Origin of the sequence: Diaphorobacter ruginosibacter (assembly GCF_040396215.1) — a bacterium.
GTDB classification, from domain to species: Bacteria; Pseudomonadota; Gammaproteobacteria; order Burkholderiales; family Burkholderiaceae_C; genus Diaphorobacter_A; species Diaphorobacter_A ruginosibacter_A.
The window spans coordinates 1-13,176 of sequence record NZ_JBEBOW010000109.1 but is presented as its reverse complement, the minus strand read 5'-3'; the positions used below and the strand labels follow the sequence as shown (position 1 = coordinate 13,176).

Annotated in this window: 11 protein-coding genes; 5 read left to right on the top strand and 6 right to left on the bottom strand. The window is 64.4% G+C overall.

Features of this window, described 5'->3' with window-relative positions; genetic code table 11:
* Together ABWP92_RS13100 and ABWP92_RS13095 are read right to left on the bottom strand one after the other, a co-directional pair.
* A partial coding sequence (locus ABWP92_RS13100) for a 16S rRNA (uracil(1498)-N(3))-methyltransferase (protein WP_353235829.1) occupies nucleotides 1–555 on the bottom strand: 555 nt, incomplete at its 3' end.
* Nucleotides 556–648: 93 nt separating this feature from the next.
* Nucleotides 649–1,764 (bottom strand): aminoglycoside phosphotransferase family protein, encoded by a 1,116-nt coding sequence (locus tag ABWP92_RS13095; RefSeq protein ID WP_353235828.1) that lies wholly within the window; start codon nucleotides 1,762–1,764, stop codon nucleotides 649–651.
* Between the two features lie 379 nt (nucleotides 1,765–2,143).
* Here ABWP92_RS13095 and ABWP92_RS13090 point away from each other — a divergent pair, with 379 nt between their 5' ends.
* From ABWP92_RS13090 to rsmA, 3 genes are all read left to right on the top strand, one after another.
* Nucleotides 2,144–4,543 carry an LPS-assembly protein LptD gene (locus ABWP92_RS13090; protein ID WP_353235831.1) on the top strand — a complete coding sequence of 800 codons (2,400 nt, stop codon included), beginning with the start codon at nucleotides 2,144–2,146 and terminating at the stop codon, nucleotides 4,541–4,543.
* Nucleotides 4,544–4,615: 72 nt separating this feature from the next.
* A complete protein-coding gene (locus ABWP92_RS13085) occupies nucleotides 4,616–6,019 on the top strand; it encodes a peptidylprolyl isomerase (RefSeq protein ID WP_353235827.1) in 1,404 nt (467 codons plus the stop codon).
* 36 nt (nucleotides 6,020–6,055) lie between these two features.
* A complete protein-coding gene (gene rsmA, locus ABWP92_RS13080; protein ID WP_353235826.1) occupies nucleotides 6,056–6,835 on the top strand; it encodes a 16S rRNA (adenine(1518)-N(6)/adenine(1519)-N(6))-dimethyltransferase RsmA in 780 nt (259 codons plus the stop codon).
* A gap of 178 nt (nucleotides 6,836–7,013) precedes the next feature.
* On the opposite strand, the gene ABWP92_RS13075 is transcribed toward rsmA, so the two are convergent.
* From ABWP92_RS13075 to ABWP92_RS13060, 4 genes are all read right to left on the bottom strand, one after another.
* Nucleotides 7,014–7,178 (bottom strand): hypothetical protein, encoded by a 165-nt coding sequence (locus ABWP92_RS13075; RefSeq protein WP_353235825.1) that lies wholly within the window; start codon nucleotides 7,176–7,178, stop codon nucleotides 7,014–7,016.
* A gap of 38 nt (nucleotides 7,179–7,216) precedes the next feature.
* On the bottom strand, nucleotides 7,217–7,645 hold the full coding sequence (locus ABWP92_RS13070) for a barstar family protein (protein ID WP_353235824.1): 429 nt from the start codon (nucleotides 7,643–7,645) through the stop codon (nucleotides 7,217–7,219).
* A 144-nt stretch (nucleotides 7,646–7,789) separates the two neighbouring features.
* Nucleotides 7,790–8,242, bottom strand: a complete 453-nt coding sequence (locus ABWP92_RS13065; protein ID WP_502907531.1) for a guanyl-specific ribonuclease — start codon at nucleotides 8,240–8,242, stop codon at nucleotides 7,790–7,792.
* A 155-nt stretch (nucleotides 8,243–8,397) separates the two neighbouring features.
* The gene (locus ABWP92_RS13060; RefSeq protein ID WP_353235823.1) at nucleotides 8,398–10,707 is read right to left on the bottom strand and encodes an NADP-dependent malic enzyme; all 2,310 of its coding nucleotides are present in this window, start codon (nucleotides 10,705–10,707) and stop codon (nucleotides 8,398–8,400) included.
* 500 nt (nucleotides 10,708–11,207) lie between these two features.
* On the opposite strand from ABWP92_RS13060, the gene ABWP92_RS13055 reads away from it, so the two are divergent.
* The gene (locus tag ABWP92_RS13055; RefSeq protein WP_353235822.1) at nucleotides 11,208–12,167 is read left to right on the top strand and encodes an acetaldehyde dehydrogenase (acetylating); all 960 of its coding nucleotides are present in this window, start codon (nucleotides 11,208–11,210) and stop codon (nucleotides 12,165–12,167) included.
* Nucleotides 12,168–12,181: 14 nt separating this feature from the next.
* The coding region (gene dmpG, locus ABWP92_RS13050) for a 4-hydroxy-2-oxovalerate aldolase (protein ID WP_353235821.1) at nucleotides 12,182–13,176 on the top strand (995 nt) is incomplete at its 3' end.

Sequence of the window (13,176 nt, the reverse complement as noted above, 5' to 3'; positions counted from 1 at the left end):
TTCGCGCAGCGGGCGCTTGCCTTCGCGCAGCGACAGCACCACGCGCACGGCATCTTCGGACAAAGCCTCGGCGGGCTGCTGCTTCAGCCATTGGGCGAGCGAGGCGGGCGCGTGCACTTCGGGCAGACGGTTGCGTCCGCACTGCTCGCATGCCGAGATGGCGATCGCCTGCCAGCGGTCCTTGCGCTTGTCTGCACGCTCGCCCGAGAGCTTGATGACGCTGCGCGCGGCGGCCAACGGCTGGATGCTGGCCGCGCCCAGTTCGGTGGCTTTCTCGACCAGCCAGTCCATGCGCTCGTTGGCGGGCATTCCGCTGATCAGGTGGACGGCCATGGGCGCCTCGCGCTCGATGGGCGAGTGATCGCCCACGCGCACTTCGACATCGCTGCGGCCCATGCGGGTGATGGTGGCCGCATGTTCGCCGCCACGGCCGTCGAACAGGGTGACTGGGTCGCCGGGCTGCAGGCGCAGCACCTGCACGTGGCGCGCCGCCGCGGGAGGCAGGGCGATGTCTGCGCCGTGGGAAAGCGGCAGTGAACAATAAAAACGCGGCATGTATTTCAAAAAACAATTGCGGCCACGTCGCCGCGCGTCATGCGCCGCGAACGACAGGGCCGATGCGGGCTGCGCGCCCGCCTTCCTGCGGGGTCATATGCGTCCATAGGCGAAGCCGTAGGCCGGCTGCGTGCCTTCCACCTCGTCGATCATGCGCAACAGCGGCGAGAGCTCGCGATAGCGGCCGGCCGTCTGGCGGATGTAGGCAATGAAGCGGGGCGTATCGGCCAGGTATTTGGGCTTGCCGTCGCGCAGCGTGAGGCGGGCGAAGATGCCGGCCACCTTCAGGTGGCGCTGCAGTCCCATCCAATCTACCGCGCGGTAGAAGTCGCCGAAGTCCGCTCCCCAGCCGCTGGCGCTGTCCGCTCCGAGAATGCCTGCGCGGCGGGCTTTCTCCCAGTAACGGACGGTAATGTCGATGACGAAATCCTCTTCCCAGCTGATGAATGCGTCGCGCAGCAGGCTGGCGATGTCGTACGTGACGGGACCGTACACGGCATCCTGGAAATCGAGAACCGCCAGTTCCTCGTCCGGCGTGACCATGAGGTTGCGCGTCATGTAGTCGCGGTGCACGAAGACGGAGGGCGCCTGCAGGTTGGTGGCGATGATGGTGTCGAACGTGCGCTGCAGCATCGCATGCTGCTTTTCGTCGGGCGCGAACTGGCGATGCCGGGCCAGATACCAGTCCGGGAACAACTGCAGCTCGCGGCGCAGCAGCGCGTCGTCATAGTCGGGCAGCACGCCGGGGCGCGAGGCCCTCTGCCAGTCGACGAGCGTATCGACGGCCTGCAGATACCATTCATGCGCGGCGGCGGGCTGCGCGGGGTCGAGCAGCCCGATGAGCGTCCGGTCGCCGAAGTCGGTGATCAGCATGAAGCCGTTGGATTCATCCCAGGCCAGGATCCTGGGGGCGAGCACATGGGCCTGCTCGAGCAGCTTCTGCACGTGGACGAATGGGCGGCAATCCTCCTTGTCGGGAGGAGCGTCCATAATGATGTAGCTTGTGCCGTTGGCGCCAGCGATGCGCAGATAGCGGCGGAAACTGGCGTCAGCCGACGCGGTGCTCAGGGAATCGACGAGCAGCGCGTGCGCGCCCGCCTGCGACGCGAGCCATTGATCGAACAGCTTCTGGCGCGCCGGGTCCGGCCAGGAAACGGCTGCTGCGGGGGCTGGAGTGCCCGCTTGAATGGGGTGGGTGGGTTGGCTCATGGATAATCCGATTCTACAAACCCGGCCCGCCGGATGCTGAGGAAGCGGCGCTTGCTCCTTTTTTGCTGCCCCGCCTTCCGACACCATGGACTGACTAGCTTTGCCCGAAGATTTGAACAATCACAAACAACGAGCCCCTGGAAGCGCCCGCCAGCGCGCGCGCTGTGCCGTGCCTGCTTCGGGCCTGCAACAACGGTTCGAGCAGCGCCTGCTGGTGCGGCTGGTGGCGGCTGCGATGTGCGGCATCGCGCCAGGCTATGCGCTGGCCCAGGGCGCCCTGGCCGATGCGCCGATCCGCTGGCAGGCCGCGGACGGCTCCACCGTCACCGAGGCTTTCGAGACCGGCGGCGCGGATGTGGCGCCCCAGCCCGTTTTGCAGATGGCCCAGGCCCAGGCCGACGGTGCGCCCGAAAGACAGCTTCAGCCGGCGCGGGCCCTTGGCGAGCCCGGGCCGCAGGCCGTCTCGGCGGCTTCCGCGGCGGCTCCGGCCTCGGCACTCCCGCCTCCCGCGCTGCATGCGTCGCCGATGCTGGACGAGAATATTCCTTCTGCCGTGCGCGGTCAGCAGCCGGTATTCGTATCCGGCGACCAGGTCACGGGCCAGCCCGACATCAAGGCGGTGATCGACGGACATGCGGAGCTGCGGCGCGGCGATACGGTGATCCGCGCCGACCGCATGGAATACGACGTTCCCGAGGACCGGGCCACCGCCGAAGGCAATGTGCACATCAACCGTGCGGGCAACGTCTATGAAGGTACCCTGCTGGACCTGCAGGTCGATGCCTTCTCGGGCTTCTTCAGCGACGCGCGCTACAGGTTTCTGGAGACCGGGGGCCACGGCGAGGCATCGCGCGTGGACTTCATCGACAACGACCATTCGGTGGTCTACAACAGCACCTACACGACCTGCGAGCGGACCAACGAGGACAGCTGGCGGCCCGACTGGATCTTGCGCGCGCGCAAGATCACGCTCGACCGCGCGGAAGATGTCGGAACCGCCGAGAACGGCGTGCTGGAGTTCAAGGGCGTGCCGATCCTGCCGGTGCCGCGCATCACGTTTCCGCTGTCGGACAAGCGCAAATCGGGTTTTCTGCCGCCCACGATCGGCCTCGACTCGGTCAGCGGCATCGAGTACGAGCAGCCCTATTACTGGAACATCGCGCCCAACCGCGACGCCACCATCACCCCCATGCTCATGTCGCGCCGTGGCGCGGCGCTGGCGGGCGAGTTCCGCTATCTGGAGCCCAGCTACAAGGGCACGGCGGCGGCTGTCTACATGCCCAGCGACCAGTTGCGCGATCGCGACCGCTGGGCCTACAGCCTCAAGCACAATGGCCAGATCGATTCGCCGATTGGCGGTTTGGGGCTGAACCTGGACATCAAGCGGGTGAGCGATGACAACTATTGGCGCGATTTCACCCAGCGCAGCAGCCCGACCGGCATGTACACGCAGCTCACGCAGCGCCTGCTGTCGGCGGACGCCTCGCTCAACTGGAGCAAGGGCGATCATTCGGTGGCGCTGCGCACCCTGAAGTGGCAGACCCTGCAGGATGCATCGGCGCCGATCACCCCTCCGTATGACCGGATGCCGCAGCTGCAATGGCGCTACGCGCCGCAGGACCTGGCGGGCGGGTTCGACGCCAGCGTGATGGCCGATTACTCCAGCTTCCATGCGGACCGGTACTACACCAACCAGCCCAACGCGGAGCGCTCCTTCCTCTCGGCGCAGATCAGCCGGCCGTTCCTCGCGCCCGCGGGTTTCGTGACGCCGAAGGTCATGCTGAACACGACGAACTACCAGTTCGACTATGCGCTCGGCAACGGGGCCACCAGCGTGTCGCGCACGCTGCCCACGTTCAGCCTGGACAGCGGCCTGGTGTTCGAGCGCGACACCCAGTTCCTGGGGCGCAATTTCCTGCAGACGCTGGAGCCGCGCGCGTTCTACACCTACACGCCCTATCGTGATCAGAGCATGATCCCGATTTACGATACGGCGCCCAACGACTTCAATTTCGCGTCCATCTACACCGAAAACAGCTTTGGCGGCAATGACCGCATCGCCGACAACAACCTGCTCACGGTAGGCCTGACGACGCGTCTGCTGGATGCCGACACCGGCGCGGAAGCCGTGCGGCTGGGGATTGCGCAGCGCGTGCGCTTTTCCGACCAGCGGGTCAACATGCCGGGCGTCTCGACCATCAGCGAGCGCCTTTCGGACGTGCTGCTGGGCGCGGGCATCAACTGGACGCCCGAGTGGGCGTTCGACTCCACCGTCCAGTACAACCCCAAGACCAGCCGCTCGATGCGCAGCACGATCGGCGCGCGCTACTCCCCGGGCAAGTACCGTACCGTCAGCGCCGCCTATCGCCTGCAGAAAGTCACCGACTTCATCACCGAGCCGAGCGAACAGCTCGACGTGGGCTGGCAGTGGCCGCTCAACGACCTCTGGGGCGACAAGAGCGAGCGCGCGACGCGCAGCGGCGGCCGCTGGTACACCGTCGGCCGCCTCAACTACAGCATGAAGGACAGCAAGTTCGTCGATACGGTGGTGGGCCTGGAATACGAGGCATGCTGCTGGATCGGCCGCGTCGTGCTGGAACGTTTGCAAAACACCCTGCTCTCATCCAACACGCGGTTGATGTTCCAGGTGGAATTCCTCGGGTTCTCCCGCCTGTCGCTCGGCTCCAATCCGCTGCAAAGCCTGCAGCGCAACGTGCCGCGCTACCAGATGCTCAACCAGGACGTGACGGCCCCAAGCCGCTTCACCCAGTATGACTAGTGATGAACATGCCATCACGAGCCAGGATGCGTGCGCCGCTGCCGGCGCCGCCCATTAATTTTTGAAGATGCCATGAAAATCCGTGCACTGACCTTGAGTCTCGTCTCTGTCGCAACGCTCGCGGGCGCCGTGCCGCCGGCCGCCAACGCACAGGGCCTGCGCGCCGCGGGCGTGCCCCAGGCGCCGCGCCTTTCGTCGCCGAGCGTGACCCTGCCGGCCCCTGGCGCCGGCACCGTCACGCGCTCTGCCGATTTCATCGTGGCGGTGGTCAACTCCGAGCCCATCACCAACAATGACGTACAGATCCGCATGGAGCGCACGCGCGCGCAGATGGAGGCGCAAGGCGTCAGGCTGCCGCCGCAGGACGTGCTGGCCAAGGAAGCGCTTGAACGCCTGATCATGGACAAGATCCTGCTGCAGAACGCCAAGGAGATGGGCCTGAAGGTGGACAGCTACGCGGTGTCGCAAGCCGTGAAATCGGTGGCGCAGCAAAACAAGCTCTCGGAGGAGGACATGTACCGCCGGCTTGCCGCGGACGGCATCTCCAAGGAGCAGTTCCGTGAAGAGCTGCGCAACCAGATGCTGGTGCAGCGCCTGCGCGAGCGTGACGTGGATGCGCGCGTGAAGGTGTCCGAGTTCGACATCGACCAGTATCTGCGCGAGCAGCGCAGCGCTTCGGCGGGCGCCGCCGCGGCCAATGCGGACATCAACCTCGGCCACATCCTCATCGCCGTGCCCGAAGGCGCGAGCAACGAACTCATCGAAGCCCAGCGGGAAAAGGCCAAGAAGCTGATGGCCGAGATCCGCAGCGGCAAGGACTTCTTCGCCGCAGCGCGCGAATCGTCGGATGCGGCGGACGCCTCGCAAGGCGGCCTGATGGGGTTGCGTTCCGTGGACCGCTATCCAGAGCTTTTCGTCCAGGCCACGCAGAAGGCGGCGATCGGCAGCCTGGTCGGTCCGGTGCAGTCGCCCGCGGGTTTTCACATCCTGAAGGTGGTCGACCGCACCCTCTCCGGCGTGCCGTCGGTGGCCGTGCAATCGCACGTGCGCCATATTCTGCTGCGCATCGGCGCGCAGCTCTCCGAGGAGCAGGCGGCGCAGCGCCTGGAAGACTACCGCAGCCGCATCGCGAGCGGGCAGGCCACCTTCGAGGCGCTGGCCCGCGAGTATTCGCAGGACGGCAGCGCGCAGGGCGGCGGTGATCTGGGCTGGGCAGGCCCGGGCAGGTACGTGCCGGAGTTCGAGCAAGTGGTCGAGTCGCTGCAGCCCGGACAGATCAGTCAGCCCATACTATCGCGCTTCGGCATGCACCTGATCCAGCTGATCGATCGCCGCGAGGTCAAGCTCTCTCAGCGCGAGCAGCGTGAGATGGTGCGCGATCTCGTGCGCGAGAAGAAGCTCGACGAAGCCTATGTCCACTGGCAGCAGGAGGCGAGAGCCCAGGCCTATGTGGAATACCGCGAACCACCGCAATGATTTTTCCGGCCGCGACGACAGCGGCCGTTTTTCCTTATGAGCAAGCATATTCCGCGCAAGCGATTCGGCCAGCATTTTCTCAGCGACTCGTACATCATCGAGTCCATCGTCAACGGCATCGCGCCGGTTGCGGGCGAGCCCGTGGTGGAGATCGGCCCCGGCCTGGCGGCGTTGACGCAGCCGCTCGTCGAGCGCCTGGGCCATCTCACCGTCATCGAGCTGGACCGTGACCTGGCGCAGCGCCTGCGTGGCCACGGCCAGTTGACGGTGATCGAATCCGACGTGCTGCGCGTGGACTTCGCGCAGCTCGCCAGGGACATGAACGTGCCGCGCATTCGCGTGGTCGGCAATCTGCCGTACAACATCTCCACGCCCATCCTTTTTCACCTGCTTGATTATGTGGACGTGATCCAGGATCAGCATTTCATGCTGCAAAAGGAGGTGATCGACCGCATGGTGGCAGCGCCCTCCTCGGGCGACTATGGCCGCCTGTCCGTGATGCTCCAGTGGCGCTACGAGATGGAGAACTTCCTGTTCGTGCCGCCGGAGAGCTTCGACCCGCCGCCGCGCGTGGACAGCGCGGTCGTGCGCATGGTGCCGCGCGCGCATCCCGCGCAGGTCGACGTGAAGCTGATGGAGGAGATGGTGCAGGTGGCTTTCAGCCAGCGGCGCAAGAAGCTGCGCCACACGTTGGGCGCATGGCTGGATGCGCGCGGATTTGCCGGGCAGTTCGACGTCCAGCGCCGCGCGGAGGAAGTGCCGGTGAATGACTACGTGCAGCTTGCCCTTGCGCTCAAGCCGTCGGAGCAGCGCTAGACGCCCCGCCGGCGCTCGCCCCGTGTCCGCGGCGCCTACGGCTACGAGCCATGAGCGCCCAGCGGGAGCCTGATGATTGGATCGGGTCGGGAAAGATGGGGTATCACGCCAATTTCTCGCAGTTGCCTGAAGTTGCGGAAAATTGACAACAATGACCGCGATACGGTGATGGTTGATTTCAGGCGGCCGCCAGCCAATAGCTGGCGTTGAAAGGGCTGCTCATGCGCAGCGCCTGCGGCGAGACATCCACGATTTTGTCCGTGGGCATTTTCTCGCCGCTGGACGTATCGATCACGATATCGACTGCATGAGAGGAGCGCCGGCGAGCGGCTGTCTCGGCCACGCTGGCCCGTTCCACCTGGCCTGAGGTCGCGGAACGGGCTACAGAAAAGAATAGAAGCAGCGGAATGCGATCTTGCGGTCGGCCCAGTAGTCGGCGGCGTCACGGAAGATGTCGAGCAACTGCTCGCGCGCTTCCTTGTCGAACTTGGGCGTCGTCGGAATCTGCTCGAGCACGACGATGAAGCCGGGTTGGGGGCCGGACTTGTGCAGAGGATCGGTCATGCAGTCATACAGCGCGTCGAAATTCTTGCCGAAGTGCGCCGGAAACATGAATTGCTGGGCGATCAGGTCGAGGATGTCTTGCTTGGACTGGGCATGCGCCAGGTTGGCGTACAGGAAGTGGTTTCCCATTGCCTGGGCGGCCGCCTGCAGGTCGTGGATGCGATAGGCCCGGATGGACTGGACGATATTGGGACGCACCCCGCGCAGAAGGGTGTTTTCCTGTTCGTGACGAAGTGGCATTTCCATCTCCGTTGCTCTTTCTTGTTAGATATCCACAAAAAGATGAATGATTCGGTTCAATTCGGGAAACACAGAAATTGTGTGCCGATAACGATCTGTCGCCAAGTATCTGCGTCCTGCCGGTAAAGCAGGATATAGGCTGGCTGGCACTTATTCCTTGATCTCTCGGAAGTTTGCGTAGTGGTCGTTGGTGTAGTAGCAAACATTCGGTGTGCGCACGGGTCCGCCGCATACGATGCGCCGAGCCCCCCGATTGCGGGCTCCAGGCGTCCTGACGGTGTATTCGCGGTAATAGCCGCGCCGCGCTTTGGGAAGCTGGCGCTCGTAATTGCCAAAAACCGCTCCGTCCTTGTCGTATGCGAAGGGGCCCCCCTCCTTGATCAATGCATAGGTCGTGCGCGCCTGGGGCGGCAACTCTGCCATCTCAATGGTGGAAGATCCGGGCTCGGGCGTGCTTTTGCGAGCGTGAGCAGATACGGGGGCCGCAACGAGGCATGCAGCCATGAAGGCGTATGCCAATCCTGCGATACCAGATCTGAAACCCGCCCTCATGCGAGCATTGAACCCAGCGTTGTTCGCCGACATGGCGATAGCCTTCAACATCAACGATACCTTTCGGAAATCACGGGTAAACCCGTAATTTCGAGGCAATAGTTTGACTCAAAGGCATGCAAAAAGCAAGGGACTGCCCAAAAAACGGGCAGCCCCTTGCTTGTAAACAACTGATAAAAAGTGAGCGTGAGCTATGGCTCAAACCATTATCTGGAGGCGTTGGCGTCCGCGACGGTCAGTGCCGTCATGTTGACGAGCCGGCGCACCGTGGTGCTTGGCGTCAGGATGTGGACGGGCTGGGAAGCGCCCAACAGCACGGGCCCGATGGAGATGCCGCCGCCGGCGGCCGTCTTCAGCAGGTTGTAGGAAATATTGGCCGCGTCGATGTTGGGCATCACCAACAGGTTGGCACTTCCCGACAGGGTGCTTCGCGGCATGAGCGCCGCGCGGGCCTTGCCGTCCAGCGCGACGTCGCCATGCATCTCCCCATCCACTTCGAGCCATGGCGCCTGAATCTTGAGTATTTCAAGCGTCTGGCGCATCTTTACTGCACTGGGATGGCTGGTCGATCCGAAATTGGAATGTGACAACAAAGCGGCCTTGGGCTTGATGCCAAAACGCATCATTTCCTCGGCGGCCATGACGGTGATCTCCGCGAGCTGCTCCGCCGTCGGGTCGTAGTTGACGTGCGTGTCCACCAGGAACACCTGGCGCTCGGGCAGCAGCAGGCCGTTCATGCAGGCGTAGGTGGCGGTGCCCGCGCGCTTGCCGATCACCTGGTCGATGTAGTTCAGGTGGTGCGCCGTCAGGCCCCAGGTGCCGCAGATCATGCCGTCGACCTCGCCCTTGTGCAGCAGCATTGCGGCGATCAGGGTCAGGCGGCGGCGCATTTCGATCTTGGCCATGGGCGCGGTGATGCCCTTGCGCTCGGTCATGTGGTGGTAGGTCTGCCAGAAATCACGATAGCGGTGGTCGTTCTCCACATTGACCACGTCGTAATCCTGGCCCTCCTTGAGGCGCAGTCCGAACTTCTCGATGCGCTGGGCGATGATGGCCGGCCGGCCGATGAGCGTGGGGCGGGCCACTTTCTCGTCCACCACGATCTGCGCGGCGCGCAGCACGCGTTCCTCCTCGCCTTCGGCGTAGGCCACGCGTTTCTTGGCTGCGGTCTTGGCTGCGGTGAAGATCGGCTTCATCGTCGTGCCGGAGGCATAGACGAATGTCTGCAGGTGATCGCTGTAGGCGTCCATGTCGGCGATCGGGCGCAGCGCGACGCCGCTGTCGGCGGCGGCCCGGGCGACCGCCGGGGCGATCTTCATCATCAGGCGTGGGTCGAACGGCTTGGGAATCAGGTACTCGCGGCCAAAGGCCAGCGGCTCACCCGCGTAGGCGGCGGCCACCACCTCGCTTTGCTCGGCCTGCGCCAGCTCGGCGATCGCATGCACGGCGGCGATTTCCATCTCCGTCGTGATGGTGGTTGCGCCGCAGTCGAGCGCGCCCCGGAAGATGTAGGGGAAGCACAGGACGTTGTTGACCTGGTTGGGATAGTCGGTGCGGCCGGTGGCGATGATGGCGTCGTCGCGCACGGCCTTCACGTCTTCGGGGGAGATTTCCGGGTTCGGATTGGCCAGCGCGAAGATCAGCGGATTGGCCGCCATCTTGCGGACCATGTCCTGCTTGAGCACGCCGCCGGCGGACAGGCCGAGGAACACGTCCGCGTCGGCAATCGCCTCGCCCAGCGTGCGCTGGGCGGTTTCCTGCGCGAAGAAGGCCTTGTCGTCGTCCATCAGTTCGGTGCGGCCCTTGTAGACCACGCCGGCGATGTCGGTCACCCAGATGTTCTCGCGCGGCAGGCCGAGCTTGACCAGGAGGCCCAGGCACGCAAGCGCCGCGGCGCCCGCGCCGGAGGCCACCAGCTTGACCTTGGCGATGTCCTTGCCGGCGATCTTCAGGCCGTTGAGGACGGCGGCGCCCACCGTGATGGCCGTGCCGTGCTGGTCATCATGAAAGACCGGGATCTTCATGCGCTCGCGCAGTTTGCGCTCCACGTAGAAGCAGTCCGGGGCCTTGATGTCTTCCAGGTTGATGCCGCCGAACGTGGGTTCGAGCGCGGCGATGATCTCGACCAGCTTGTCCGGGTCTTTCTCGTCGATCTCGATGTCGAAGACGTCGATGCCGGAGAACTTCTTGAACAGCACGCCCTTGCCTTCCATGACGGGCTTGCCCGCCAGCGCGCCGATGTCGCCCAGGCCGAGCACGGCGGTGCCGTTGGTCACCACGCCCACCAGATTGCCGCGCGCGGTGTAGCGGAAGGCCGCGTTCGGATCCTTGACGATCTCCTCGCAGGGCGCGGCAACTCCGGGCGAATAGGCCAGCGCCAGGTCGTGCTGGTTGATCATCTGCTTGGTCGCAGCAATGGTGATCTTGCCGGGCTTGGGGAACTCGTGGTATTCGAGCGCCGCCTTGCGCAGCTGGGCACGTTTATCAACAGGGGTCGGGGCTGTGTTCTCGGACATCTGGCGTCTCCAGCGAAGGCTATGCCGACGGCGCCTTCCGTCCCGGGATGCTCCCGCACGAATCGGGCCGATGTCTGGCTGGCGCGCGATCAACCGGTCCGCCGCCGCAGTTCGCGCCTTGCATTCCGTCCCGATCCGCACTAACAGAGCCTATCCATCGATTCGTGCAGAGGACCCCTGGTTTCCAGTGCCGGCAGTGTGAGTAAGGGGAGCCGATTGTAGGCTGCAATGCGCAACCTTGGAGGGCCAGTGAAAGACTTGTGATCGAAGGATGCCCAATCGGCATGGATGAATGCCGCAAACCGCCTCCAAATCCATGTCCAGCGCGGGTTTTGCACCAATCCGGTGCCGATTCTCCCATGCGTCGCCCGGTGATTGGGTTGAATACAAATACTCAATATATGAGATGTGTATTCATATGTTGATAATTTCGATGATTTTCCATAAACTCGCGCTTCATGGAAAACAACGGGGCCCGACCCCGCAAAGGAAGGAGTCAAGTGTCAAACGCTCAAAGGAAACTCAAGGCAGCCATCATCGGCAGCGGAAACATCGGTACGGACTTGATGATCAAGATCCTGCGCCACGGCGACCATATCGAGATGGGCGCGATGGTGGGCATCGATCCCCAGTCGGACGGCCTGGCCCGCGCCGCGCGCATGGGGGTCGCCACCACGCATGAAGGCGTGCAAGGACTCGCGAAGCTGCCCGTGTTCCAGGACATCGACTTCGTGTTCGACGCGACCAGCGCTGGCGCGCACGTGAAGAACGACGCCTTCCTGCGCGCGCTCAAGCCCGGCATTCGCATGGTCGACCTGACGCCGGCGGCCATCGGCCCCTATTGCATTCCCGTGGTGAACGGCGAACAGCACCTCGATGCGCTGAACGTCAACATGGTCACCTGCGGCGGACAGGCCACCATCCCCATGGTCGCCGCCGTCTCGCGCGTGGCCAAGGTGCACTACGGCGAGATCGTGGCCTCCATCTCCAGCAAGAGCGCGGGCCCCGGCACGCGCGCCAACATCGACGAGTTCACCGAGACCACGTCCAAGGCCATCGAAGTGGTGGGCGGAGCAACCAGGGGCAAGGCCATCATCGTGCTGAATCCGGCGGAGCCGCCGCTGATCATGCGCGATACGGTGTACACGCTCAGCGAGCTGGCCGATGAAGATGCGATCGCCAGGTCGGTGGAGCAGATGGCCGCGGCCGTGCAGTCGTACGTGCCGGGATACCGCCTCAAGCAGAAGGTGCAGTTCGACCGCATCGAGCAGCCGATCCGCATACCCGGCGTGGGCGATGCGCTCACCGGCCTGAAGACCTCGATCTTCCTCGAAGTGGAAGGCGCGGCGCACTATCTGCCGGCTTACGCGGGCAACCTGGACATCATGACCAGCGCGGGCCTGCGCACCGCGGAACATATGGCCGCCCGCATGCTGGCAGCCCAAGCCGTGACCGCCTGAGGAGACGAAACACCATGAATGCGAACAAGAAAATCTACATCTCCGACGTGACGCTGCGCGATGGCAGCCATGCCATCCGCCACCAATACAGCGTGGAGAACGCCAGGCAGATCGCCAAGGCGCTCGACGACGCCAAGGTGGACTCCATCGAAGTGGCGCACGGCGACGGCCTGCAGGGGTCGAGCTTCAACTACGGCTTCGGAGCCCACACCGATCTGGAATGGATCGAAGCCGTGGCCAGCGTGGTCAAACATGCCAAGATCGCCACGCTGCTGCTGCCCGGCATCGGCACCGTGCACGATCTGAAGAATGCCTACGATGCCGGCGTGCGCGTGGTGCGCGTGGCAACGCATTGCACCGAAGCGGACGTGTCCAGGCAGCACATCGAATATGCGCGCCATCTGGGCATGGAGGCCGTGGGCTTCCTGATGATGAGCCACATGACCTCGCCGTCCGCGCTCGCGCAGCAGGCCAAGCTCATGGAGAGCTATGGCGCAACCTGCTGCTACGTGGTGGATTCCGGCGGCGCGCTCGGCATGAACGACGTGCGCGATCGCTTCCGCGCATTCAAGGATGTTCTCAAGCCCGAGACACAGACCGGCATGCACGCCCACCACAACCTGAGTCTGGGCGTGGCCAACTCCATCGTCGCCGTCGAGGAGGGCTGCGACCGCGTGGACGCCAGCCTGGCGGGCATGGGCGCGGGCGCGGGCAATGCGCCGCTCGAGGCCTTCATCGCCGCGATCGACCGCATGGGCTGGAATCACGGCACGGACCTGTACAAGCTCATGGACGCGGCCGACGATATCGTGCGTCCGCTGCAGGACCGCCCCGTGCGCGTGGACCGCGAAACGCTGGCGCTGGGCTATGCGGGCGTGTACAGCTCGTTCCTGCGCCACTCCGAAGCCGCCGCGGCCAAGTACCAGCTCAAGACCGTGGACATCCTGGTCGAACTGGGCAAGCGCCGCATGGTCGGCGGCCAGGAAGACATGATCGTCGACGTGGCGCT